Source organism: Streptomyces sp. NPDC039430 (assembly GCF_055639435.1).
In genome coordinates this window covers 26245-51016 of record NZ_JBVKAK010000008.1, presented here as the reverse complement: position 1 = coordinate 51016, position 24772 = coordinate 26245, and the positions used below count along the sequence as shown (strand labels likewise).

The following is a 24772-nucleotide window of genomic DNA, read 5'->3' as shown; positions in this document are numbered from 1 at the left end:
CTTCTTCACCGCCTCCAGCAGTCTGGTGCTCGGCGCGCTCGGCGGCTTCCTCATCAGCCGCGTGCTGGAACCGCGCCTCGGCCCGTACACCGAGGCCGGTGACGAACCCCCGCAGGAGGATCTGACCCTCACCCGCGCGCAGCGCCGAGGTCTGCTGTGGACCGGGCTCGTCCTCGCCGGCCACGCGGCGGTGGTCCTCGTCCTGTGGCTGCCCGCGGGGGCCCCGCTGCGCGGTGCCGGCGGGGCGTTCGTGCCGTCGCCGGTCCTGAGCGGCATCGTCCCGGTGCTGTTCGGCGCGTTCCTGCTGGCCGGGCTCACGTACGGGATCACGGTCAAGGCGCTGACGGGCACGGAGGACGTGGTCACCGCCATGTCCGACTCCGTCAGGAACATGGCGGGCTACGTCGTCCTGATGTTCGTCGCCGCCCAGGTCATCGCCGTCTTCAACTGGTCCAACGTCGGTGTCCTGCTCGCCGTGAAGGCCGCCGCCCTGCTCAGCTCCGTGGGGCTGACGGGGGTCTGGGCCGTCGTCGCGTTCGTCCTGCTCGTCGCCGTCCTCAACCTCTTCATCGTGTCGGGATCGGCGCTCTGGTCGCTGGTCGGGCCGGTCTTCGTGCCCGCGTTCATGCTTCTCGGGATGCCCCGTGCTCAGCCAGGCCGCGTTCCGTATCGGTGACTCGGCCACCGGCATCATCACGCCGATGAACCCCTATCTCTTCCTGCTGCTCGCCATGCTCCGCCGCTACGAACCCGAGGCCCGCCTCGGCACGCTCATCTCGCGGCTCGCCGTCTTCGTCGTACCGTTCCTGGCGGTGTGGCCGGCGATCCTGGGGATCTTCCACGCGTTCGGACTGCCGCTCGGACCGGGTGCGGAGATCGGCCTGGACGCTCCGGACGCGAACGGCGGCTGATCCGCGGTTCTCAGGGGTGTGGTGTCCGGCTGTCCGCCCGGACCGTGTCCGTGCCCCAGCTCGCGAGGAGGCGCAGGGCCTCCGCCGACGGGGACCCCGGCTCCGCGTGGTACACGCACAGGAACTGCTCGTCGTCGTCGGGGAGGTGCAGCGTCTCGTACGCGAGGGTGAGGTCGCCGACCAGCGGATGCCGCATCCGTTTCGTGCCGTGGCCCTTCTCCTTCACGTCGTGCGTGGCCCACAGCCGCCTGAACTCCTCGCTCTTGACGGAGAGTTCACCCACGAGCGCCGACAGGTCCGGGTCCTGGGGGTGCTGGCCCGCGTACAGCCGCAGATAGCTGACCATGTCGGACGCCTTGGAGTCCCAGTCCAGGAAGAGTTCGCGGTAGTCGGGGGAGAGGAAGGTCAGCCGCGCCCAGTTGCGCTCCGCGGGCGGCAGTTTGCCCCAGTCGCCGAACAGCGCCGCCGCCATGCGGTTCCAGGCGAGGATCTCCGCGCGCGCCCCGCCGATGTACGCGGGCACGCCCTCCATCGACTCCAGCAGCTGGTGCAGGGCCACCCGCACCTGCTGCCGCTTGGGCGTCCGGTACTTCCTGCGCTGCTGCTTCGGCTTGGCGAGGTGGGTGAGGTGCGCGTGCTCGGTGTCGGTCAGGCGCAGGGCGCGCGCGATCGAGTCGAGCACCTCCGCCGACACATTGCGCCCGTTGCCCTGTTCCAGGCGTGTGTAGTACGCCACAGAGACCCCGGCCAGCTGTGCCAGCTCCTCGCGCCGCAGCCCCGGTACGCGCCGGTGCCGCCCGTGCGAGGGGATTCCCACGTCTTCCGGCTTGAGCCGGGCCCGCCGGGTGCGCAGGAATTCGCTGAGCTCGGCGCGGCGGTCGAGGCCGTCGGCGAGGGCTGTCTGACCGTCGTCCGCGGCGGGAGTGTCGTCCATGTCCTCAAGTATTCCCCGTCGTACGACCAGGAGGCTGACCCCGTCAGTGGTAGGACCACTGGACGTACGCAAAGCGGTGACCTGGGTGAACAGGATGCGGCGAGGCACCCTGGAGGACATGACCACGACTGTTGCCGCATACGCCGCCCCCAGCGCCAAGGCGCCGCTGGAGCGCACTACCATTCAGCGCCGTACGGTCGGCGAGTCCGACGTTCTGATCGACATCGAGTTCGCCGGCATCTGCCACTCCGACATCCACCAGGCCCGCGAGGGCTGGGGCGAGGCCATCTTCCCGATGGTGCCCGGCCACGAGATCGCCGGCGTCGTCGCCGAGGTCGGCTCCGGCGTGACGAAATTCAAGGTCGGCGACCGGGTCGGCGTCGGCTGCATGGTCGACTCCTGCCGCGAGTGCGAGAACTGCAAGGCCGGGCAGGAGCAGCACTGCCTGCGCGGGAACGTCGGCACGTACAACGCCGTCGGCCACGACGGCGAGCCCACCTACGGCGGCTACTCACAGAAGGTCGTCGTCGACGAGAACTTCACCGTCCGCATTCCGGACGGGCTGTCCCTGGACGTGGCCGCGCCGCTGCTCTGCGCCGGCATCACCACGTACTCCCCGCTCAAGCACTGGGGCGCGGCCCCCGGCAAGAAGGTCGCCGTGATCGGCCTGGGCGGCCTGGGCCACATGGCCGTCAAGATCGCGCACGCCCTCGGTGCCGAGGTCACGGTCCTCTCCCAGTCGCTGCGCAAGAAGGAGGACGGCCTGAAGCTGGGCGCCGACCACTACTACGCCACCAGCGACCCGGCCACCTTCGAGAACCTGGCCGGTGCCTTCGACATCATCCTCTCCACGGTGTCGGCGCCCCTGGACTTCGGCGCGTACCTGAGCCTGCTGAAGACGGGCGGCGCCCTGGTGAACGTCGGCGCTCCCGAGGAGCCCGTCGCCCTGAACCTGTTCTCCTTGATCGGCGGCAACAAGACCCTCGCCGGTTCTGCGATCGGCGGGATCGCCGAGACCCAGGAGATGCTCGACTTCTGTGCCGAGCACGGTCTCGGTGCCGAGATCGAGCTGATCGAGGCGAGCCAGATCAACGAGGCGTACGAGCGGGTGCTCGCCTCGGACGTGCGCTACCGCTTCGTGATCGACACAGCGACGATCTGAGTCACGGTGGCGATCTGAGTCACGGTGGCGATCTGAGTCACGGTGGCGAACTGAGCCACGGTGGCGAACTGCGTCACGATGGCGAACTGGGCCACGGCGACGATCTGAGCAGCGCGGCTTTACCAGACGGGTAATCGACGCCCTCCCCGGGCTCCGGCAGGATCACCCCGTATCCACCGGATCCCGAGGAGGGCTCGTCCATGACCGCCTACGCCATAGCCGTGCTGCGTCCCGCACCCGCGGTGCACCCCGACGTCCTGGAGTACATCGAGCGCGTACAGGGGACCTTCGAGCCGTACGGCGGGCGCTTCCTCTCGCACGGCAAGCCCGGCGAGTGGGTGGAGGGGGAGCGGCTCGGCGACCTGGTCGTGGTCGGGTTCCCCGACATGGCGCACGCCCACGACTGGTACGCGTCCCCCGCCTACCAGGAGATCCTGCCGCTGCGCGCCGACCACATCCCCGGCGAACTGGTCTTCCTGGAGGGAGTGCCGGCCGACTACGACGCGTCGCGCACGGCGGCGGCCATGCGGACGGCCGGTGCGCCCGCGTCATGAGGCTTCCCTCGCGCTGTCCGCCGGGATCGTGATCGTCTTGTGTTCGACGTACTCGGTCAGGCCGACCGCTCCGTACTCGCGTCCGGTGCCGCTGGTCCTGTAGCCGCCGAACGGGCCGTCGAAGCCGATGGGCGCGCCGTTGACGGTGAAGGTGCCGGTACGGATCCGGCGGGCGATCTCAAGGCCGTGCTCCACGTCGGCCGTCCACACGCCGCCGCTGAGGCCGTACTCGGAGTCGTTCGCGATGCGGACGGCGTCGTCCTCGTCCTCGAAGGGGATCACCACCAGGACGGGACCGAAGATCTCCTCGCGCGCGATCCGCATGCTGTTGTCGACGTCGGCGAACAGCGTCGGCTTGACGTAGTTGCCCCGTTCCAGACCGGCCGGGGACTCGGGTCCGCCGGTGACCAGGCGGGCGCCTTCCTGGACGCCGAGCCGGATATAGGACCGCACACGCTCCTGCTGTTCGGCGCGGACGAGCGGACCGATGAAGGTGTCCTCGTCGGACGGGTCGCCGACCTTCAGTCCCTCCAGCAGCTCCTTGAGCGCGGTCACCACCTCCTCGTAGCGGCTGCGCGGCGCCAGCACCCGGGTCTGCGCGATGCACGCCTCGCCGTTGTTTCCGAGTGAGGAGAACCGCAGCGCGGGCACGGCCTCGTTCAGGTCCGCGTCGGGCAGGATGATCGCCGCGGACTTGCCGCCCAGTTCCAGGCTGACGCGCTTGAGCTGTCGGCCGGCGACGGCGGCGATATCGCGTCCGGCGCGGGTGGAGCCGGTGAACGCCACCTTGTCGATGCCGGGGTGTGCGACCAGGTGCTCGCTGGTCTCACGGTCGGCCGGCAGGATGCTCACGACCCCCTCGGGCAGCCCCAGTTCGTCGAAAAGACCGGCCAGCAGCATCATGCTCAGGGAATTCTCGGGCGCGGCCTTCAAGACCACGGTGTTGCCGGCGAGCAGCGCCGGGATCAGCTTCGCCAGCGCCGCCGAGAACGGCGAGTTCCACGGAATGACGGCGGCGACGACTCCGATGGCCTCGCGACGCACGACGCTGCGGAAGGCGGCGTCGGGGACGGAGGAGTCGAGCTCCTCCTCCCAGCCGAACTCGCGTGCGCCCTTGAGATAGCCGAGGGCCTGCCGTGTCAGTCCGCCTTGGCCTGCCGTGTTGAACCACAGCGGATTGCCGCGCTCGCTGGTGATCAGCGCGGCGATCTCAGCACCGCGCGCCTCGCGGAGCTGGTTGAGGCGGACGATCAGGTCCTGACGCCGTCGCGGGGTCGTCTGTCTCCAGGGGCCCGTGTCGAACGCCCGTCGCGCCGCGGCGACCGCGCGGTCGACGTCGGCCGGGAGAGCCTGGACGGACCGGCCGACGAGCGACCGGTCGTGGGGGGAGCGGATGTCGAGCCGGGTGGTGTCACTCGGGTTGGTCCAGACACCGCCGATATAGAGCTTGTCGTGCACGATCATGCTTGCTGTCTTCTTTCTGGTCTGGGGAGCAGAGCGCTTCTGTCGTCGGGGGAGGCAGGGCCCTGGAAACGCTACGTCGATGTGACAGTTAGAGCAAGAAGTGTGATGTGAATGTGCTCTATAGTGGTGTGGAGGCAAGTGGTCGACCGCGACCTGTCTCCATAAACGCCTCCAGGCGGCGCGTCCGAGGCGTCCTGGAACTACGGAAGGTGCTCGCTGACATGAGAGCCGACGCGGCTCGCAACCTGGATGCGGTCCTGCGCACAGGGGCGCGGCTGCTCGCGCGGGACCCGGCGACGACCATGGCCGCGATCGCCGCGGAGGCGGGGGTCGATCGGCGCACGGTCTATCGCCGGTTCGCCAACAGGGAGGTGCTTCTGTCCGCCGTCTACGCGGCGAAGCTCGACGCCTCCGAGGCGGTCCTCGACGCGGCACGCCTGACCGGAGCGCCGGTGGCGATCGCACTGCACCGATACGTCGAGTTGATCATCCCGGTCAGCCGGTGCTGGCCGCTGGACATTCGCCGGATGATGAAGGAAGAGCCCGACGCCGAACGGCGAGCCGAGGGGCAACGTGCACGGCTGGAAGAGTTTCTGCGGCGAGCGGCCGACGAGGGACTGATCCGGCAGGACCTGCCTCCCGGATGGGCGATGGCGCTGCTCGGCACCCTGGTCGACAACATGGCGCACGTATTCGTGGACATCGAACCAGGCCCGGCCGCCGACCTCGTGGTGACCTCGTTCCTGCACGGAGTCGGTTGAGACCCTGACGCATCTTTGCCTCATGTGAGGCATACAACTGCGCGAGTCTACGTGGAGGCGGACGTGCTCGGCGTGGCCGAGCTGAGTGATGCCGCGGACGCGGTCGTGGAACGGATCTCCGCCTTCGTCGTCCGCGGCCAAGGCGAGGGCCTGTTCCGCACGGACATGCCCTCGGCCTGGCTCGCCTCCACCCTGTGCTCGCTGGCCGAGTACGCCTGGGAAACTGGTCGGCGAGGGCGGCATTGGCGAACGCCAGGCCCCGGACTTCCTCACCAAGCTGCTCCGCGACGGCACACGCCCCTGACCGCCGTCCGACCGGCCCGCCGGTGTCGCGCCGTACTCCATCACCGTCAAGTGACATCGCCGTCAAGCGACATCACTGACAACGGACGTCGCCGACAACGGACATCGCCGACAACCGACCCTCGGCCGCCAGAGGCGTACCACATCCAGGGTCTTCACCAAAGGAGAGCAGGACATGACCGGAATGCCCAGGCGATGGATCCTGAGCGCCACCGGTGCGGGACCGGCGCCGTCGTCACGCGCGTCGCCCGCCGCACCGATGACGTGACACTCACCCTCACGGACGGGGAGAACCTGCGCGCGGACCGGTGCGTCGTCACCGTCCGATCGGTGTCCTCAAAGCCGGGAAGATCACCTTCGAACCCGCACTGCCCTCCCGGAAGCGCGAGGCCATCGAAGCCCTCGGATCCGGCCTCCTCGACAAGCTCTGGCTCCAATTCCCGTCCGTCTTCTGGGACGAGAAGGCCGACCTCATCGAATGGTCCGACCCCACCGACCCCGGCCGCTGGTCGTTGTGGGTCAACGGACACCGGGCCTTCGGCAAGCCCGTACTCCTCGGCTTCAACGCCGGCCGCCCCGCCCACGACCACGCCCATCTCACCGACCGCCAAGTCCTCGACAGCGCCATGGACGCCCTGCGCCGTATGCACTCTGACACCGCACCGGCCGCGCCGGGCCCCCGGCGCGGCGCTCCCGCGCCGGACGGCTGCCACGTGTTCCAGCGCACCCACGGCACCAAACACTTCCACCACCCCGTCGTCGGCGACCTCGTCCTGGGCTACGAAGCCTTCACCGCCGCGGACGACCCCGAGCAGACCCTGGGCGTCTCCACCACCGAACCAGGGTCCCTGTCCGCGGAACGCCTGAAGCGGCTGGCCAGCTGGGCCCGGTCCCCGCAACGCCCGGAATCAGCCGCACGACCGGACGCCCCACGGCCCTGAAGCCGCTCACCGCGCGGCGGCCGCCGTGATCGCGGGCGCCTATTGGCGTGTCAGCCCGTGACGGTCGGCCCAAGCGGTGATCGCTGCGGCCAGTTCCCCGGGCCGGTCCTCCGGGGAGTGGTGGCCGGCCAGGCCGTGGCGGGAGACCTCCAGGCCCGCGATGTGCTCCTCGCACCAGGCCACGGCCCCCTGGTCGGTCATGGCACCGGGGCCCGGCTCGAACGCGGCGAGGAGCTTGGGTACTTCGGGGCTGGCGGCCAGCCAGGCGTCGTAGCGTTCGACGCGGGCCACGACATCGGCGGGCTCGGCGTCCAGGGGCATCATGCGCGTCCACGCCAGTATCGGGCGGCGGCTGTGCGGGGTCGGGAAGGGGCGACGGTAGATCTCCAGGTCAGCGGGGTCGAGCGGGGTGGCGAGCGTGTCCGGGAGCCCCTGGATGAACAACGACTTCTCCAGGATCATCTCCTCACCCACCCCAGGAGTACGCAGGAGGGCGAACAACTTCCTTCCGGCCGCCGGGAATTCGTCGCCGACCAGCGGTTTGATGATGGTCTCGGTGAAGGCGAGGCCGCGGACGCGGCCCGGGAGGCGGGCGGCGCGGTCGAAGGCGAGCGCGCCGCCCCAGTCGTGGCCGACGAGCACGGCCTCCGCAAGACCGAGGGCATCGAACCATGCGTCGAGGTAGCGGGCGTGGTCGTCGAAGGAGTAGGCGAGGTCCGGCTTGCCGGAGTCGCCCATGCCGATGAGGTCGGGGGCCAGAAGGCGGCGGCCGGGCGCTGCCACGCCCGGCAGGACGTTCCGCCACACGTGGGAGGAGGTGGGGTTGCCGTGGAGGAAGACGAACGGCAGTCCGTCGGGGTCGCCTGACTCGCGGTAGTGGAGGGTGGAGTCGAGGACGGGGAGGGTGGGCATCGCGGTGTCACGTCGCTTTCCGTACAGGGGATGATCAGAGATTGAGGCTCAGGACGCGTTCGACGGAGATCTCGACGACGACCATGTCCGGCAGGGCGGGCGGGGCCGCGCGATAGCGGGCGGCGTAGCGGCGGACCGCTTCGGCCAGGCGTGCGGGGTCGTCGGTGACGGCGGCCCGGCCTTCGAGGGTGACCCAGCGGAAGCCGTCCGCCTGGCAGAGCGCGACGCGGGCCGTCGGGCCGCCCGCCGCCACGTTCCGGGCCTTGCGGGCCCCGGCCCTGGTGGTCACCCGGGCCAGGCCGGTGGCCGCGTCGAAGGTGAAGCGGACGGGGGTGACGTGCGGGGTGCCGTCGGGGCGAAGCGTGGTGAGGGTGGCTGTGTGGCGGCGGGCGAGGAACATCCGTGCGCCGAGGGGGAGTTCGACGGCGGCCCGGCTCACCTCTTCTTCACGCCCTCGTGCCAGATCAGCCTGGCGATGTTCGGCTTCACGGCCGTGGTGATGACGCCCATGGCCGTGCGGCTGTACCGCTCCTCCTCCAGCTCGCGCAGCATGCTCGCGGCGAGGTCCACGCGGGCCGTGAAGACCCCGTCGGCGCTGGTCTCGGCGGTGAGGTAGTCCGTGATGGCGGAGTGCTCGAAGAGGCCCGAGGGCCGCACGAGGGTCCAGTCGAGGTCCGTCCGACGGATCACGGTCTCCATACGGCGCATGTCCTCGTGGAGGGTGCGGCCGAGGCGTCGGTTCACCAGGGGATCGAGCACGTGGTTGAAGAAGTGCGCTCCGGTAGGCCGCCAGTTCGGGTCGGCGATGCTGGAGCTGACGGTGAGCAGGCGTTTGATGCCGTGGCGGGCCATGGCCCCGGTGATGGCGGTGGCGCTCGCCGAGTACGTGGTGACGGGCTCCTTGCTGAAGCGCGCGCCCAGCGCGGAGAGCACGGCGTCCGTCCCGCCGATCGCGGCGTCGACGGCCACCGGATCGGTGGCGTCGGCGACGGCGACGGTGAGGCCCGCCCGCGCGGGGAGGGAGCCGGGGCGGCGGGTCACGGCGACGACCTCGTGGCCGGCTGCGAGGGCCTGGCCGGTGAGATGGCGGCCGGTCGGTCCGTTGGCGCCGAAGACTGCGATACGCATGATGTCGGGGCATCCCTTCGAGTGGTGTGTGGAACGCCCTTGACCCTGCCGATCACGGAATGCAGGCTCAACGCTGATGAATAACGCCGCCCCAGCCCCCGCCCGTACCCGAGGTCGCCCACGCGGCAACCCGCCGACCCGCGAATCGCTGGTCTCGGCGGCCCGCACGCTGTTCCTGGAGCGCGGCTACCGGCGTACCACCCTGCGCGCGGTGGCCGGGGCCGCCGGGGTCGACCCGGCGCTCATCGCATACCACTTCGGCTCCAAGAAGGGCCTGTTCGCGGATGTGATGCAGTTCCAGTGCGCCAACGCGCTGGCGGTGGACGACGTCCTCGGCGGCGACCCGGCCACGCTCCCCGACCGTCTGATCGACGCGGTGACGGACCTGTGGGAGGACGCCGACTTCCGCCGGCTCACCGCCCAGGGCGACGAGGCCGCCGAGGTGATCCGCGAATACCTGGAACACGAGCTGCTGGCCCGGCTTGGTGAATTTCTGGGCGGCCGGGACGCGACCGCACGCGCCACGGCGGTGGTGACGATCCTCGGCGGCCTCATCTACACCCGCTACCTCAACCCCCTTCCCACCCCGGCCGCCCTCACTCAGGCCGAGACCCGCCAGATCCTTGTCCCGGCACTGCGCGCGGCGCTGACCCCGAGGCCGCGCATCCCGGGGACCGTCAAAGCGGGCCGGCGGGGCTCGTCGGCCTCCGGTGGAGGCGCCGTCCGGCCCTGACCACCTCGGCGCATACGGTGCTGGTGCTCCGGTAGGAAGCGGTGGGGCGGGGGCGGTGCGGCGGTGGGGCGGTGGGGCGGTGGAGCGGTGCGGCGAGGTTTTCGGGATGCCGGTCTTCGACGGCACCGTACGAGACCCCCTGACGGCCATACGCCAGGGATTGCGGGACAGACAGCCCTTGGGACCGGCGGTGTGTGCATTCCCGGTCCATGACGCGCTCTTCGCGTCTCTGTGCTTTGCGCGCACCGGGTTTTGACGCGGCCTCAACTAATCGTGAGATGGATCATATTACCCTTCCTTTACTGTTTCATGGCCTGCTGTTTCTATGGAGTGGTCGACTCCCGAGAGCAACCCGGCCACGTCCGACGGCAGTTGCTGGCAGACCACCAGCATGACCGATGGGGATGTTCGTCTCATGCCCAAAAACGGCCCTGAACTGCGACTTTCCGATGCCCAGCTGGGGGTCTGGCTGGCGGAGCGCGCCGGGCTCAGCCGGCCCGGCGCCTACCAGTGGGCGGAGTATCTCGTCCTGGACGGCGCCGTCGACATCGGCCTCCTGGCCGCCGCCGTCGGTAAAGCCGCGGCGGACTGCGAGGCGATCAATGTCCGCATCACCGAATCGACGGATGCTTCGCCCGAGCAACGGCTTATTCCGGCCACGGAACACAGCACCGAAGTGATCGATCTCCGGGCGGCGTCCGACCCGGACGCCGCGGCTGTGGAGTGGATGCGGGCGAGCATGGACGCGGCCGGGGGCAGCGACGACGGACCGCTGTTCCTGGGGGCCGTACTGCGCGTCGCCGACGACCGCACGCTGGTGTTCCACCGGGTCCACCACATCGCTCTCGACGGCGCGGGCATGGCCCTGTTCGCCGAACGCGTCGCCGACATCTACACCTGTCTGTACGAGGGGCGCGCTGTACCCGGGAGCGGCTGGAACGGACTTGCCGGACTCGTGCGCGCCGAGGCCGCCTACCGGGAATCCGCCGAACACACCGCGGACCGGGACTGGTGGCTGGACCGGCTGGCCGGGCGGCCCGACTTCCTGAGCCTCGGTACCCACCCGGCCCCGGCCTCGGACCGTTCGCTGCGGCTGACCAGGCTGTTGTCGACGGAGGAGTTCACCGGGTTACGAGCCGGCGCGCGACGGCTCGGGCACCGCTGGACCCGGCTGCTCACCGCCGTGACCGCCATCCACCTGCACGCGGTGACCGGGAGCCGTGACGTCGTACTGAGCCTTCCGGTCGCCGGCCGCCCGGCCGAACTCGCCCGTACCGTACCCGCGATGACGGCCAACGTCCTCCCGCTGCGGTTGCACACCGATCCGGCGGACACCGTCGGCGGGCTGATCGCCCAGGTCGCCGGCGAACTGCGGCTGACGCTCCGGCACCAGCGGTACCGGGGCGAGCACCTGCGCCGGGAGCTGGGCTGTCCCGAGGACGGCCGGAAGTTCTTCGGGCCCGTCCTCAACATCCAGCGCTTCGACCGGCCGCTGCGGTTCGGCCCGACGACGGCGAGCGTCCACAACCTTCAGGCACCGCCGTCGGAGGACCTCTCGATCGTCGCCTACGACCGGGGCGACGGAGGGCTGCGCCTGGACTTCGACGCCAACCCCGCCAACCACGGCGAGGAGTTGCTGCGGGACGTCGCCGACCGCTTCCTGCACGTGCTGTGGCAGGTGGCCGAGGCCGACAGCGACACACCCGTGGCCCGGATCGCCGCGACCACCGCGCGGGAGCGCCGGCGCGGCGCGGCCCTGGGCACCGGCGACCGCACGCCGTCCGAGCCCACCGGCACGGCCACCGGCACGGCCACCGGCCGGTTCGCCGAACAGGTGCGCCGGTCGCCCGACGCGTTCGCGGTGCGGTCGGCCGGGACCGGTGAGCGGCTGACCTACCGCGAACTGGACCTGCGTAGTTCGGCGCTGGCCGCCGGGATCGCAGCGGCCGGCCTGGGCCCCGGGCACATCGTCGCGCTGCTGCTGGAACGGTCGGTGGACCTGGTCGTCGCGGCGCTCGGCGTCGTGAAGGCCGGCGCGGCCTACGTCCCCCTGCAACGCGACGACGCGCTCGCCCGGCAGGACGCGGTCCTGTCCGACGCGGGGGCCCGGCTGCTGCTCACCGACCGCACGACCGCGGACGACCCGGTCGTCGCGCGGGCCCGTGACCGCGGGGTGCGCCCGCTCGACGTACGCGCGTCCGGCACCGGGGACGTGCGGCCACGGGTCACGCCGGACACGTTGGCGTCCGTCATGTTCACATCCGGCTCCACGGGACGGCCCAAGGGCGTCGCGATCACTCAGGGCGCCCTCGCCGGGCTCGCCGCCGACCGGTGGTGGTCCGAAGGCGGCGCGGACCGGGTGCTGCTGCACTCCCCGCACGCCTTCGACGCTTTCAACCTGGAACTATGGGTGCCACTGCTGACCGGCGGCGAGGTGATCGTGGCCCCGCCGGGCCGGCTGGACCCCGCCGGCCTGTCCCGGATCACGGCCGTCACCGGCATCACCGGACTGTGGCTCACCGCCGGGCTGTTCAACGCCGTCGCCACCGAGGACCCCGCGTGCCTGGCCGGACTGCGCCAGATCTGGACCGGCGGAGACGTGGTGTCACCCGCGGCGGTGCGCGCCGTACGGTCCGCGCTGCCCGAACTGACCGTGGTCAACGGATACGGACCCACCGAGACCACGGTGTTCGCGACCAGGTTCGCCGTCGGGGAAGTGCCCGGGGACACCGGCACGGTCCCCATCGGCACACCGCTGGACGGCAAGCGGGTGCTGCTGCTCGACGACGCGCTGCGGCCCGTACCGCCCGGCGTGGTGGGAGAGCTGTACCTCGGGGGCGCCGGGGTCGCACGCGGCTATCTCGGCCGGCCGGCCGCGACCGCCGAACGCTTCGTGGCCGATCCGTCCGGTCCGCCCGGTGCCCGCGTCTACCGCACCGGCGACCTGGCCCGCTGGAACCGCGACGGGCGGCTGGAGTTCGCGGGGCGCGCCGACGGACAGGTCAAACTCCGCGGCTTCCGGATCGAACTGGGTGAGATCGACGCCGCGCTGCTGGCCGAGCCCGGCGTACGGCAGGCCGCGACCCTCCTGCGCGAGGACCGGCCCGGGGTGCGGCGGCTGGTCTCCTACGTGGCGGCCTCGGGCGACACGGCGGCGCTGCTCAGCGGCGTGGCGGGCCGGCTGCCCCCGTACATGGTGCCCGCGGCCGTCGTGCGGGTGGACCGGCTGCCGCTGACCCGCAACGGCAAACTCGACCGGGCCGCGCTGCCCGCTCCGGGCACCGGGAGCACGGACGCCGCCGGTGCTCCCCGTACCCCCGTGGAACACCGGCTGGCCGAGCTGTTCGGCGAGATACTCGGCCTGGAGAGCGTTCCGCTCGACCAGGACTTCTTCCAGCTGGGCGGCGACAGCATCAAGGCGATCCAGCTCGCCGGCGCGGCGCGGCGGGCCGGTCTGGCCATCAGCACCCCCGACGTGTTCCGCACGCCCACCGTCTCCGCCCTCGCCGGCGGCGTCCGGGCCGGGCCGGACCCCGGGCACCGGATCACGCTGGACGACGCGGGGGATCCCACGGTCCCGCTGACGCCCATCATGCACTGGCTGCGCGAACGCGGCGGCCCGGTCGACGGCTTCGTCCAGTCCCTGACCGTGCGCACTCCGGCGGGCATGACCGAGACGCAGGTGCGCGCGGTGGTGCAGGCCCTGGTCGACCACCACGGCATGCTGCGGCTCTCACTGACCATGGTGGGCGGACTGTGGGCTCTGGAGGTGCGGCCGCATGTCGCGGTCGAGCTGAACCGGCCGGGTACGGGGCTCGATCCGGAGCATGGGCGGGTGGTGCACGCGAGCTGGCGGGACGCCGGACCGTTCGAGCCGGGCGAACTCACCCTCACCGCGCACCACCTCGCTGTCGACGGTGTCTCCTGGCGCATCATCCAGGAAGACCTGCGGGCCGCCTGGGAAGCCGTCCGCGACGGGCGGACACCGCGGCCGCAACCGACGGGAACCTCCTTCCCCCAGTGGGCACGGGCACTGGCCCGGCACGCCCACCACACGTCCGTGCTCGACGCGTTCCCCCGGTGGCGGGAGGCGCCCGACGATCCCCCCGTCGCCGGCCGTGCGCTGGACGGCGCGGTGGACACCGAGGACACCCGGCGCCGGCACTCCGTCACCCTGCCCGGCACGCTCACCGCGCGCCTGGTGACCGACGCGACCGCGGCCTTCGACTGCTCGGTGCACGACCTGCTGCTGACCGCGTTCGCCCTGGCCGCCGCCGACTGGCGGGAGGGACCGGACACGCTGCTGGTGGACCTTGAGGGCCATGGCCGCGAGGAGTTCGCCGCCAACCTGGACCTGTCACGCACCGTCGGCTGGTTCACCACCCTGTTCCCCGTGGTGCTCGACCCCGGCTGCTCCTGGGCCGACGCGCGGAGCCATCCGGCCGCGCTCGACGGTGCGGTGGCCAAGGTCCGGGCCGGTGTCCGGGACGCCCCGCGCGCCGGACTGGCCTACGGTCTGCTGCGCCACCTCAACCCGCAGAGCGCACCGGCGCTGGCCGCCCGGCCGTCGCCGCAGTTCGCCTTCAACTACCTGGGCCGTTTCGACGTCGGCGACGGCGACTGGGCGGTCGCGGCCGACCCCACGACCGCCGACCCCACGACGGCCGACGGCGCGCCCACCGGCGGCGGGCTGGCGATGAGTCACCCCGTGGCACTGGACGTGGTGATCGCCGACCACCCCGACGGCCCCCGGCTGGTGGCGAACTGGTCCTGGCCGGGGGGACTGCTCGACGAGGCCCGGATCACCGGGCTCGCGCGGCGGTGGTCCGACGTACTGGCGGCGCTGGCGCACCGTGGCCGCGCCCGCGCGACCGGCGAGCTGCCGCTGCCCCCGCTGGCTCAGGGACTGCTGTTCCACTCGCTCTACGACCACGACGGCGCCGACCCCTACCTCGTCCAGTTCGTCTTCGAACTCGGCGGAGCGCTGGACCGCGCCCGGCTGCGCGACGCACTCCACCGCCTGCTGCTGCGCCACCCCCAGCTCTCCGCCGGTGTCCGGCACAGCCCGTCGGGACGTCCCGTCCAGGTGGTCGTCCCCGACTTCACCGTGGAATGGCAGGAGATACCCGCGCACGAGGACCTCGAACACTTCCTCGACACCGACCGCGGAAGGCGCTTCGACCTCGCCCGCCCCCCACTGCTCCGCGGTGCCCTGCGGCACCGGTCCGATGAACGGCACACCTTCGTACTGACCACGCACCACCTCCTGCTGGACGGCTGGTCGATGCCGATCCTGATCACGGAGCTGTTCTCGCTCTACGCCGGCCGCACGCTCCCGCCCGCGACGCCGTACCGCGACTTCCTCGACTGGCTGGCCACCCGCGACTCCCGCGCGGACGAGGCCGCCTGGCGCGCGCTGCTGTCCTCCGTGGACGGCCCGACACTGGTCGGCGGGGCGGGACAGCGCGGCTCGGCCGCCGCCCGCCACCGGCTGACCACCGAACTGGACGCCACCGCGAGCGCACGCGTCGACGCCGTGGCACGGCAGCACGGGCTGACCGCCAACGTCGTCGTACAGCTGGCGTGGGCGGTGCTGCTCGGCGCCCTGACCGGACGGGACGACGTGGTGTTCGGCGCGACGGTCTCCGGCAGACCGGCGGAGCTGCCCGGTTCGGAACGCATCGTCGGCCTGCTGATCAACACCATCCCCGTACGGGTCCGCCTCGATCCGCACCGGTCGGTCACCGAGTCCCTCGCCGGCCTGCGGGCCCAGCAGCTGTCCATGCTGGACCACCAGCACGCCGACCTGACGCGGCTGCGGTCGATCGCGGGGCACGCCGAACTGTTCGACACCGTCGTGGTGTTCGAGAACTACCCGGTCGACGAGAACGGACTGCGTGATCTCGTACCCGGCCTGGACCTCCGGGACGTCCAGGGCCGGGACGGCACGCACTACCCGCTGACACTGATCGCCATGCCGGGCGACCGCCTGCGGTTCCGCCTCGACCACAGCGCCGACCTGTTCGACGAGGCGGGCGCCCGCCGGCTGCTCGACCGTCTCTGCGCACTGCTGCGCCGGATCACCGCGCACCCGGACGCGCGACTGGGGCAGCTCGGCCTGCTCCTGCCCGACGAGCGCGAGATTCCGGCGGAGACCGGAGCGTGCCCCGCCGCGACAGGGCCGGAGAACGGAGCGGCCTCCGACCCGGTCACGCTTCCCGCGCTGTTCGAGGCACAGGTGCGCCGACGGCCGGAGGCCCCCGCTCTCACCTGTGGGGACACCACCCTGTCCTACGGGGAACTCAACGCGCGGGCGAACCGCCTCGCCCGGTTCCTGATCGCGCGCGGCGCCGGACCGGAACGCCTGGTGGCCCTGGTGCTGGGACGCTCCGCGGATCTCGTGGTGGCCGTGCTGGCCGTGCTGAAGTCGGGGGCCGGCTACCTGCCCCTGGACCCGGCCCATCCCGGGGAACGGGTGCGGCAGACGCTGTCGGACGCCGACCCCGTCCTCGTCGTGACGAACGAGCGGATCGCGTCGCCCCGTCCGCAGATCGTGCTCGACGGCACCGATCCGGCCGCCGCGTACCCGGCGGACGACCTCCGCCTGGCCGTGGACCCCCGCAGTGTCGCCTACGTCATCTATACCTCGGGCTCCACCGGCGCCCCCAAGGGCGTCGTGGTGTCGCACCACAACGTCGGTCGGCTGCTCGCCGTGACCGACGGCCGGTTCGGTTTCGGCGACGACGACGTGCACACGCTGTTCCACTCCTACGCCTTCGACGTGTCGGTGTGGGAACTGTGGACCGCGCTGGGCCGCGGGGGTCGCCTGGTCGTGGTGCCGGACGATGTCGCCAGATCACCACGGGAACTCCTGGAACTGCTCGCCCGGGAGCAGGTCACCGCGCTGAGCCAGACCCCGTCGGCGTTCTACCAGCTCATGCGGGCCGAAGCGGAGACGGGACCGGCGCTGCCCGCGCTGCGGGTCGTCGTGTTCGCCGGTGAGGCGCTGGAACCGACGCGTATCCGCTCCTGGCACGGCCCCGGCCGGCCGGCGCTCGTCAACATGTACGGGATCACCGAGACCACCGTGCACTCGACCTATGCCGAGCTGACCGACCCCGACGAGACCACCGGGACCGTCGGCACCGCGCTGCCCGATCTGCGACTGCGTCTGCTGGACCACGCCCTGCGGCCGGTCCCGCCGGGCTGCCCCGGTGAGATCCACGTGTCCGGCCCCGGGGTGACGCGGGGATACTTGGGGCGGCCCGGACTCACCGCGAGCCGTTTCGTCGCCGATCCCTTCGGCGCGCCCGGCGAACGGATGTACCGCTCGGGGGACCTCGCGCGGCAGCGGCCCGACGGCACGCTGGAGTACCTGGGCCGGACGGACCACCAGGTGAAGATCCGCGGCTACCGGGTCGAGCCCGGGGAGATCGAGCGGGTCCTCGAACGGCACCCCGCCGTGGACCGCGCCGTGGTGCTCGCCGACGCGGACGCCGACGGCGGCCGACTGCTCGGCTACGTGGTGACGCGCGGGGAACCGGCACCGGCCGGACTGCGCGAGTACGCCCGGACGCTCCTGCCCGCGCACATGGTCCCCGCCTTCATCCTGCCGGTCGACGCGATACCGCTGACCGGCAACGGCAAGCTGGACCGCCGGGCCCTGCCGAAACCGGAGTCTGCGCTTCCGGTGAGCCGCCCGCCGGAGAACGAGCGCGAACGGCTCCTGTGCGCGCTGTTCGCCGAAACACTGGGGGTCCCCGAGGTCGGCGCGGAGGACAGCTTCTTCGACCTGGGCGGACATTCGCTGCTGGCCACCCGGCTGATCAACCGGCTGCGGGCGGAGCTCGGCTGCGAACTGAGCATCCGCACCCTGTTCGACGCCCCGGTCGTCGCCGACCTGGCGGTGCGCCTGCCCGAGCCCACCGGCGTACCGCGGGCCCCAATCGCCGCGTCCGCCCGTCCGGACCGGGTCCCGCTCTCCGCCGCGCAGCGGCGACTGTGGTTCTTCAGCCGCCTCTCCGGCCCCAACTCGGTCTACAACATGTCCTTCGCGGTCCGGCTGAGCGGGCCGCTCTCCGCGAAGCGCCTTCGCGCGGCCCTCGGCGACGTACTCGACCGGCACGAGAGCCTGCGCACCACCGTCACCGAGCTCGACGGCGAGCCCTACCAGCACATCCGCGCCGCCGAGGAGTTGCCGTTCGAGTCAGTGGCCACCTCCGAGGCCGAGCTGCCCGGCCTGCTCGCCGACGCGGCCGCACACGTCTTCGGACTCGGCACCGAACTCCCGGTCCGCGTCCTGCTCTGCGAGACCGCCCCCGAGCGGCACGTGCTGCTGATCCTGCTCCACCACATCGCCGCCGACGGCTGGTCACTGGCCCCACTGGCCCGCGACCTGTCCACCGCCTACCGGGCGCGTGTCACGGACCGCGCCCCGTCGTGGACGAGCCGGCCCGTGCAGTACGCGGACTACGCCCTCTGGCAGCGCGATCTCGACCGCCGCGCCGAGATCGCGTACTGGACGGAAACACTGCGCGGTGCCCCCGAGGTACTGCCGCTGCCGACCGACCACGCCAGACCTCCGGTGTCCGCCCACCGAGGTGAGACCGTCGACCTCACCCTCGACACAGGCCTGCACGCGCGGCTGAACCGGCTCGCACGGTCCACCGGGACCAGCCTGTTCATGGTGGTGCACGCGGCGGTCGCGGTACTGCTGTCACGGCTCGGTGCCGGCGAGGACATCCCCATCGGCACGCCGGTCGCCGGACGGCACGACGCGTCGCTCCACGACACCGTCGGCTGCTTCGTCAACACCGTGGTACTGCGCACCGACCTCAGTGGCGGCCCGACGTTCACCGAACTGCTCCAGCGGGTCCGCACCACCGATCTCGACGCCTTCGCCCACCAGGAACTGCCGTTCGAGCAGGTGGTCGAGGCGGTCAATCCGCCGCGCTCGCTCTCCAGCCACCCCGTCTTCCAGGTGATGCTGGCTTTCCAGGACACACCACCCGTGGAGTTCGACCTGCCGGGGCTGGAGGCCGAGCCGGTCGCCGTGCACGGCGGTGCCTCACGCATGGACCTGCTGTGGAGCCTGCGCCGGCGCCACACGGACAACGGAGCGGAAGCGGGTGTCGAATGCCTGCTGGAGTACGACACCGAACTGTTCGCCCCGGCCTCCGCCCGTCTGCTGCTCGCCCGGCTGGAACGGCTGCTGCGGGCGGTGGCGACGGAGCCGCACCGCCGGATCTCCGACCTGCCGGTCCTCGTCGCCGGTGAGAGGGAGCGGCTGACCGGACACTGGAACGCCACCGCTCATGACGTGCCCGCGGTCACGGTGGCCGGACTGTTCGCCGCACAGGCACTGCGCGTCCCCGACGCACCGGCCGTCTACCACGGGGAGACCGTGCTCACCTACCGGGAGCTGGCCGAGCGGGCGGACCACGTCGCGGCCGAACTCAGCGCCCGCGGAGCCGGTCCCGGCAGCCTCGTCGCACTACAGGTCCGCCGCGGCCCCGACCTCCCCGCCACGCTCCTCGCGGTCCAGTCGACCGGCGCCGCCTATCTGCCCGTCGACCCCGCACTGCCACCACGGCGGATCGCGGCACTCCTGGCCGACGCCCGCCCCGCCCTGGTGGTACGCGACGACGACGGGCTCACCGTCACCGCCGGCGCCGCCCGGCCGGCGCTCGTACCGGACAACACGGCGTACGTGACCTACACCTCCGGTTCCACCGGGCGGCCGAAGGGCGTCGTCGTGCCTCACAGTGCGCTCGTGAACCTCGTACTCGCCCTGCGCGAGCGGCTGGCGGTCGGAGCGGCCGACCGCGTGCTGGCCGCCGCGCCCGCGGGCTTCGACATGTCCAAGCCCGAGCTGTACCTCCCGCTGGTCACCGGCGCGGCGATGGTGCTCGCCGGCCAGGACACGCTGCGGGAACCCGGCGAACTGTCCACGCTGCTCGACCGGCACCGGGTCACCGTGATGCAGGGGACCCCGTCGCTGTGGCAGGCCCTGATGACCCGGCGGCCGGACCGGCTGCGCCACGTCCGCGCGGTCATCGGCGGCGAAGCGGTCCCCGCGCGGCAGGCCACGGAACTGACCGGCCTCACGGCGTCACTGCTCGCCTGCTACGGCCCGACCGAGACCACCGTCTGGTCCACCGCCCACCCCGTCGGCCGCGTGACGACCGCCGCCGTGCCCCTCGGGCGTCCGCTGTGGAACACCCGGTGCTACGTGCTCGACGCCAGGTTGCGGCCCGTACCTCCGGGCGTGACCGGCGAGCTGTACGTGGCCGGCGCGGGCGTGGCCACGGGCTACCTGCACCGGCCGGCGCTGACCGCGACCCGGTTCGTACCCGATCCCTTCGGCCCCGCGGGGCACCGGATGTACCGCACCGGCGATCTCGCGTCATGGACCGCGGGCGGGGTGCTGCTCTTCCACGGCCGGACCGACGACCAGGTGAAGATCCGCGGCCATCGCGTCGAACTCGGTGAGATCGAAGCCGTACTGGCCCGCCACGAGGACGTCCACGCCGCCGCGGTGGCCGTGCACGACCGGAACGCCGACGACCGCAGGCTGGTCGGGTACGTCGTACCCGCCGGCGCCGACCTGCGCTCGGTGGGCGCGCACCTGGCCCGGCACCTGCCGGACTACATGGTGCCCGCCCGCCTGCTGGCGCTGGACCGGCTCCCGCTCAGCGCCAACGGAAAGCTGCTGCGCGACCGGCTGCCCGAACCGGACTGGGCGCCCGGGGACGACGTGCCCCCGCCGGAGAACCTGCGCGAGCATCTGATGGGCGAACTCTTCGCCGAGGTACTCGGCCTGCCCCGCGTCGGCCCCGCTGACAACTTCTTCGAACTGGGCGGGCATTCGCTCCTGGCGGCGCGGCTGACCGCACGCGTCCGGACTGTGCTCGGCCTGGAACCGGCGATCCGCGACGTCTTCGAGGCCGCCACCCCCGCCGCGTTGAGCCGTCTCCTCGATCGCGCGTCGCCGGACGGCGCATCGGGGCACCTGGTGCCGTTCCGCACCGGCGGCGCGGCCGCACCCGTGTTCTGCGTGCATCCGCTCAGCGGGATCAGCTGGCTGTACTCCGGGCTGCTGCGCCATATCGACCGGGACCACCCGGTGTACGGCATCCAGGCCGAGGGCCCCGGGGGAGTGGCCGAGCTGCCCGGCTCCGTCGAAGCGATGGCCGAGCGGTACGTGGGCCTGCTGCGCACAGTCCGCCCCCGCGGCCCGTACCACCTGGTCGGCTGGTCGTTCGGCGGACTGGTGGCGCACGCGATGGCCGTCCGGCTGCACGAACTCGGCGAACCGGCCGGAGCGCTGTTCCTGGTCGACACGGTCGCGGGCGACGCCGCCGGACCGGAACAGCCCATCGACGACCAGCGCGTCTTCCGGGTACTGCTGACGGCCGCCGGTCTCGATGACGAGCGCTTCGCCACGACGGACCTCGACTACGACACCGTCGCGACACTGCTGCGCCGCGAAGGGAGCGTATTCGCCCGGTTCACCGAGGACGACATCAGCCGGGTCATCGCGGTGTCGCGCCACAACGACATGCTCACCCGGGCCTACCGGCCGCCCCGCCACCCGGGGGACACCACGTACATCGAGGCGGAGGCGCCCGGCGCGCCGCGCCGTGTCCCCCACCACGAACTCTGGCGGCCCCACACCGGAGGCGACCTGACCGTGGCTCACGTCGCCGCGGCCCACCACCGGGTGATGCAGCCGCAGCACGTGGACGATGTCGGAGTCCTGCTCCGTGACCTGCTGAGGAGGCTGCGTTGATCCGCACCGGCCACGGCGCCCTCGCCGAACTGCCCGTGGGCGCACGGGTGGTGATCCGGCTGCCCAACGGGCGCGCACTCGCGGACACGCTGCTCAGCTGCTTCGACCTGAAACTCGTGGCGGTCCCGCTGCACCCCCGTTCCACCGACCGGGCGGTGGCGGCCATCGCCGAACGCGTGTCCGCGACGGCGCTGGTGGACGTGCACGGGCTGCACCGCACCAGCCTGCCCGATGCCGATGCCGATGCCGGTGCCGCCGATGAAGGTGCCCACGCGGCCCCGGACGGCCTCGCCTTCATCATGTTCACCTCGGGCTCCACCGGCCCGCAGAAGGGAGTCATGCTCAGCAGGCGCGCGGTCCTGGGCAACGCGGCCAAGACCGCGGCCCTGCACGGACTCGCACCGGACCGTCCGCACGGCACCTGCCTCCCGCTGTACCACTGCAACGCACTGGTCATGTCCCTCCTCGGCACCCACCTCACCGGCGCGCCGCTGACCCTGCGGCCCGTCTTCGACCCGGCCGGCTACTTCGCCGCGCTGAACGCCACGGGAGCCAGGACCGCGTCCATCGTGCCCGCCCTGCTGGCCGACCTGCTGGAGACCGGTCCCGACTGGCCCGACGGCCTGGAGTACCTGATCACCGCTGCCGCCCCGCTGAGCAGCGACCTCGCCCGCCGCTTCCACCGCCGGTACGGCCCACGCCTGCGGCAGGGCTACGGCCTGACCGAGGCGGTCAACTTCAGCTTCACCATGCCCCGGCTCGACGACGCCGGCTTCCGCGACCAGTACCTGGACCGCATGCCGCCGGTCGGGGCGCCGCTGCCGGACACCGAACTGCGCCTGGAATCCGGTGAGGTGTGGATCAGAACGCCGGATCTCATGACCGGTTACTGGCAGGACAGCCGCGCTACCGCGGCCACGGTCACCGACGACGGCTGGCTGCGCACCGGCGACCTCGGCGAACTGCGCGACGGCCTGCTGGTGCTGCGCGGCCGCGCCGGTGAGCGCATCAACCGGGGCGGGGAGAAGCACTACCCGCTCGACCTCGAACAAGGCTGGCGCAGGGCGGGCCTGTCCGGCCGCTTCGCGGCTGTCGCGGTCGGTGAACCCACGCTCGGTCAGGACATCGGGCTGATCGCCACGGAACAGCCGGTCTCCGCCGTACGCGAACTGTACGAGCGGACGCCGCGGCGGCCGGCCGCGATCCAGTTCGGCGGATTCCTGGCGACATCCACCGGCAAGCCGCGGCGCTCGGCGATGAGCCGGGTCCTCGCCGCGCGCCGGCTGGCCCCCGCCCGGTACGAACGCCTGCTGGGCTACGCCGCCGCCACCGCGCACGACCTGCTGCGGTCGGGCGCCGGGCATCCCGCCCTGCGCGCGCTGGCCGCGCGGGCCGGGGACCGCCCGCGAGAAGGCGGGGAAGCCGTCTTCGGCGCCTTCGACTTCCTGCGGGAGCACTGGCACACCGCGGACGACCCGGAGCTGTCCCCGGCCAAGGCCCGGTGGCGGCGGACGCTCCTCACCGAATGGCCCCTGGCGGTGCACGGCGAACTCGCCGCGGAGGTGGCGGCCCGCCACGGGTTCGAGGGGCCACCGGTGCCGCTGGGCACCGAGGCCCGCTTCGGCGGCGGCTCACTGCTCGTACTCCCGCACGGCCCCGCCGCCGACGGTCCCGCCTGGCCGCTGGGCCTCCTGATGACCTTCCTGGACGGTTCCGCCGAGGACGGCCGCGCGGACCGCTGGACGCGCCTGGCCCGGCTGCGCCACGGCGGATTCCCGACCACGGGCTGTTCGGTGCTGCGTGCCGGGCGACATGATCTGGGCGGCGTGCTGTGGGCCAGGCAGCAGGAATCCGGACCGAGCGATATCACTGGAGCGACGGGATGACCCGAGACACCGAGACGACCGGCCGCATGAAGCGGTCTCCCGACCACGAGGACGAGATCCTCGACGTCAGGCGGCACCAGGACCCCGGCCGCAACCGGCTGACCCCGGTGCTGCGACTGCCCCCGGACGTCGCGCTGACCGTGGTCGACGCCCTCGCCGGGCTGGTCCGGGAGGCACACCGCGCGGAGCAGGAGCACCCGGCCCCGGCCGGCGGGCTCAAGCAGGCGCAGGAGTTCGAGGAGGGCCATGTGCTCATGCTGGAACCCCCCTTCGAGGACTTCTTCGCCGACCGCTATCTGATGGACTTCTACGACACCGCGGAACGCGACCTCTGCTCGCGGATGCACCTGCACACCGGGCTGCGGTTCGTACGGATGATGACCGGTCCGGAGACCACGATCCGGGTTTCGAGCCTGTCGCCCCTCACCGTGCGGCCCGCGCCGCCGAGTTGGGCCGGGCCGCTGGCCACCTTCACCGACGCGCTGCCCGGTACGCCCGCCGGGGTGCACCGGGTCCGGTACAACGTGATCGTGCCGCCGTGCTCCTGGGTGGACATGCAGATCCCGCGCGGAGTGTCACACCAGTTCAACGCGGTGGGCCCGAACGCGGTGATCGACTCGGTGCACCCGGAGGAGTCCATAGAGACCCTGCGCGAGGAAATGTCCGGGTACCGGATGATGGCGCAGACCATCTTTCTCGCCAAGGACAAGAGCCCGGCCGGCACCTGCGCCGACACCACCGCCCCGGACGACGCCGGCTCACCCCGCTGACCGCCGAACCGGACACATCCAGGAACCGGCCGGCGCAGGGTGAACGCCGCCTCGGGCGAGGCGGAACCGACCGCCTCAGCCGTTCACCGGGCGCATGAATCCCCCGCCCAGGTCACACATCGGCGCCGGAGCCGAGGCTCCGTCCCGCGGCTCGACCCGGGCACAGCGGCGCGTGGGACAGACCCAGCCGACCGACCGCGCCGTGGGGGCGCCCGGCCGGTCGCCCACGCCCATGGTGGCGGGAAGCCCGAGCCCGTTCGGGATTCCCGCCGCCTCGGCCGCCTCGTGCAGCGCGCGCACGGCGTCCCGCCACTCGGTCCCGCTCGGATCCGCGTCCCGTACGACCGGGAAGGCCGCGGCCCAGACGGCGGGGCCGACCAGCTGACGCAGCTCCTCAAGATTGCGGCACAGGTAATCGACGGCGTCCTCGTACACCCTGTGCGTCGTAGCCCCGTCCCCCACGGCGGCCTCCCTGAAAGTCCCGCGGACCAGTGTCCCCTGGTCTCCTGGTCTGCTGACAGG

At 72.1% G+C, this 24772-nt stretch carries 17 protein-coding genes; 10 read left to right on the top strand and 7 right to left on the bottom strand.

Annotation, left to right across the window (positions count from 1 at the left end):
- Positions 1-25: 25 nt before the first annotated feature.
- Positions 26-676 carry an AbgT family transporter gene (locus ACZ7LS_RS21080; protein ID WP_385130230.1) on the top strand — a complete coding sequence of 217 codons (651 nt, stop codon included), beginning with the start codon at positions 26-28 and terminating at the stop codon, positions 674-676.
- Positions 645-911 (top strand): AbgT family transporter, encoded by a 267-nt coding sequence (locus tag ACZ7LS_RS21075; protein WP_385130227.1) that lies wholly within the window; start codon positions 645-647, stop codon positions 909-911. Before ACZ7LS_RS21080 ends, ACZ7LS_RS21075 begins: the two co-directional genes overlap by 32 nt.
- Before the next feature lie 10 nt (positions 912-921).
- Here ACZ7LS_RS21075 and ACZ7LS_RS21070 read toward each other — a convergent pair whose 3' ends face one another.
- Complete coding sequence (locus tag ACZ7LS_RS21070; protein WP_382527867.1) at positions 922-1845, bottom strand: helix-turn-helix domain-containing protein; 924 nt, start codon at positions 1843-1845, stop codon at positions 922-924.
- Positions 1846-1963: 118 nt separating this feature from the next.
- On the opposite strand from ACZ7LS_RS21070, the gene ACZ7LS_RS21065 reads away from it, so the two are divergent.
- Complete coding sequence (locus ACZ7LS_RS21065) at positions 1964-3007, top strand: NAD(P)-dependent alcohol dehydrogenase (protein ID WP_382880602.1); 1044 nt, start codon at positions 1964-1966, stop codon at positions 3005-3007.
- On the opposite strand, the gene ACZ7LS_RS21060 is transcribed toward ACZ7LS_RS21065, so the two are convergent.
- Positions 2974-3102 (bottom strand): hypothetical protein, encoded by a 129-nt coding sequence (locus ACZ7LS_RS21060; protein WP_385130223.1) that lies wholly within the window; start codon positions 3100-3102, stop codon positions 2974-2976. The genes ACZ7LS_RS21065 and ACZ7LS_RS21060 overlap by 34 nt on opposite strands.
- Before the next feature lie 105 nt (positions 3103-3207).
- On the opposite strand from ACZ7LS_RS21060, the gene ACZ7LS_RS21055 reads away from it, so the two are divergent.
- Positions 3208-3561 carry a DUF1330 domain-containing protein gene (locus ACZ7LS_RS21055; protein ID WP_382527873.1) on the top strand — a complete coding sequence of 118 codons (354 nt, stop codon included), beginning with the start codon at positions 3208-3210 and terminating at the stop codon, positions 3559-3561.
- Here ACZ7LS_RS21055 and ACZ7LS_RS21050 read toward each other — a convergent pair.
- Positions 3556-5025 (bottom strand): aldehyde dehydrogenase, encoded by a 1470-nt coding sequence (locus tag ACZ7LS_RS21050; RefSeq protein ID WP_385130220.1) that lies wholly within the window; start codon positions 5023-5025, stop codon positions 3556-3558. The genes ACZ7LS_RS21055 and ACZ7LS_RS21050 overlap by 6 nt on opposite strands.
- Positions 5026-5246: 221 nt before the next feature.
- Between ACZ7LS_RS21050 and ACZ7LS_RS21045 the strand changes: the two genes are divergently transcribed.
- Together ACZ7LS_RS21045 and ACZ7LS_RS21040 are read left to right on the top strand one after the other, a co-directional pair.
- The gene (locus tag ACZ7LS_RS21045; RefSeq protein ID WP_382527879.1) at positions 5247-5786 is read left to right on the top strand and encodes a TetR/AcrR family transcriptional regulator; all 540 of its coding nucleotides are present in this window, start codon (positions 5247-5249) and stop codon (positions 5784-5786) included.
- A 611-nt stretch (positions 5787-6397) separates the two neighbouring features.
- Entirely contained in the window at positions 6398-7030 is a 633-nt protein-coding gene (locus ACZ7LS_RS21040; protein ID WP_385130217.1) for an FAD-dependent oxidoreductase, read from the top strand.
- 39 nt (positions 7031-7069) lie between these two features.
- On the opposite strand, the gene ACZ7LS_RS21035 is transcribed toward ACZ7LS_RS21040, so the two are convergent.
- From ACZ7LS_RS21035 to ACZ7LS_RS21025, 3 genes are read right to left on the bottom strand one after another with little or no spacing between them, the layout of a single operon-like run.
- Positions 7070-7969 (bottom strand): haloalkane dehalogenase, encoded by a 900-nt coding sequence (locus ACZ7LS_RS21035; protein WP_382527943.1) that lies wholly within the window; start codon positions 7967-7969, stop codon positions 7070-7072.
- Positions 7970-7976: 7 nt separating this feature from the next.
- Complete coding sequence (locus ACZ7LS_RS21030; RefSeq protein WP_385130551.1) at positions 7977-8342, bottom strand: pyridoxamine 5'-phosphate oxidase family protein; 366 nt, start codon at positions 8340-8342, stop codon at positions 7977-7979.
- A gap of 35 nt (positions 8343-8377) precedes the next feature.
- The gene (locus ACZ7LS_RS21025) at positions 8378-9070 is read right to left on the bottom strand and encodes an NAD(P)-dependent oxidoreductase (protein ID WP_382667279.1); all 693 of its coding nucleotides are present in this window, start codon (positions 9068-9070) and stop codon (positions 8378-8380) included.
- Between the two features lie 76 nt (positions 9071-9146).
- On the opposite strand from ACZ7LS_RS21025, the gene ACZ7LS_RS21020 reads away from it, so the two are divergent.
- From ACZ7LS_RS21020 to ACZ7LS_RS21005, 4 genes are all read left to right on the top strand, one after another.
- The gene (locus tag ACZ7LS_RS21020; protein WP_382527891.1) at positions 9147-9803 is read left to right on the top strand and encodes a TetR/AcrR family transcriptional regulator; all 657 of its coding nucleotides are present in this window, start codon (positions 9147-9149) and stop codon (positions 9801-9803) included.
- A 415-nt stretch (positions 9804-10218) separates the two neighbouring features.
- Positions 10219-21594 carry an amino acid adenylation domain-containing protein gene (locus tag ACZ7LS_RS21015; protein WP_385130214.1) on the top strand — a complete coding sequence of 3792 codons (11376 nt, stop codon included), beginning with the start codon at positions 10219-10221 and terminating at the stop codon, positions 21592-21594.
- Positions 21591-23480, top strand: a complete 1890-nt coding sequence (locus ACZ7LS_RS21010) for a class I adenylate-forming enzyme family protein (RefSeq protein ID WP_385130212.1) — start codon at positions 21591-21593, stop codon at positions 23478-23480. Before ACZ7LS_RS21015 ends, ACZ7LS_RS21010 begins: the two co-directional genes overlap by 4 nt.
- Positions 23477-24250: a hypothetical protein gene (locus ACZ7LS_RS21005; protein WP_382527898.1), complete on the top strand. Its 774-nt coding sequence runs from the start codon at positions 23477-23479 to the stop codon at positions 24248-24250. Before ACZ7LS_RS21010 ends, ACZ7LS_RS21005 begins: the two co-directional genes overlap by 4 nt.
- Positions 24251-24325: 75 nt before the next feature.
- On the opposite strand, the gene ACZ7LS_RS21000 is transcribed toward ACZ7LS_RS21005, so the two are convergent.
- Positions 24326-24712 carry a hypothetical protein gene (locus tag ACZ7LS_RS21000; RefSeq protein WP_382667269.1) on the bottom strand — a complete coding sequence of 129 codons (387 nt, stop codon included), beginning with the start codon at positions 24710-24712 and terminating at the stop codon, positions 24326-24328.
- Positions 24713-24772 lie beyond the last annotated feature (60 nt).